Genomic DNA, 597 nt, shown 5'->3' on the forward strand with positions numbered 1-597 from the left:
GCTGGGTGTGTAAGTGCAGCGATGCATTGAGCTAACCAGTACTAATGACCCGAGAGGCTTAACCTTACAACACCAAAGGTGTTTTTAGAGACTTGAAGTAGATTTTCAGCTGAAGTTCCGAGATTGGTTCGTAGTGCAAGCCTGATGTAGGGTGAGCGGTATGAATGAAACAGAATTTGCCTGGCGGCAGTAGCGCGGTGGTCCCACCTGACCCCATGCCGAACTCAGAAGTGAAACGCCGTAGCGCCGATGGTAGTGTGGGGTCTCCCCATGCGAGAGTAGGGAACTGCCAGGCATCAAATAAGTAAAGTTCGCTTTTACGCGGATTGTTATAAGAATTAGCGTGCTGATATGGCTCAGTTGGTAGAGCGCACCCTTGGTAAGGGTGAGGTCCCCAGTTCGACTCTGGGTATCAGCACCAGTAATAAGCGTAGAGTTCGGTAAATTACAGAATTTGCCTGGCGGCACTAGCGCGGTGGTCCCACCTGACCCCATGCCGAACTCAGAAGTGAAACGCCGTAGCGCCGATGGTAGTGTGGGGTCTCCCCATGCGAGAGTAGGGAACTGCCAGGCATCAAAAAAAGACAAAAGCCCTGC

1 tRNA gene and 2 rRNA genes are annotated in these 597 nt (G+C 51.9%); all 3 read left to right on the forward strand.

What is annotated here, in order from left to right:
• Positions 1 to 179: 179 nt before the first annotated feature.
• Positions 180 to 295 (forward strand): 5S ribosomal RNA (rrf, locus tag UC14_RS21710).
• Positions 296 to 345: 50 nt separating this feature from the next.
• Positions 346 to 421: transfer RNA gene (locus UC14_RS21715), tRNA-Thr, on the forward strand.
• 36 nt (positions 422 to 457) lie between these two features.
• Positions 458 to 573 (forward strand): 5S ribosomal RNA (rrf, locus tag UC14_RS21720).
• Positions 574 to 597: the final 24 nt, after the last annotated feature.

The organism is Rahnella sp. NRRL B-41462, assembly GCF_003263525.1.
In the GTDB taxonomy this organism is placed as follows: Bacteria; Pseudomonadota; Gammaproteobacteria; order Enterobacterales; family Enterobacteriaceae; genus Rahnella; species Rahnella aceris.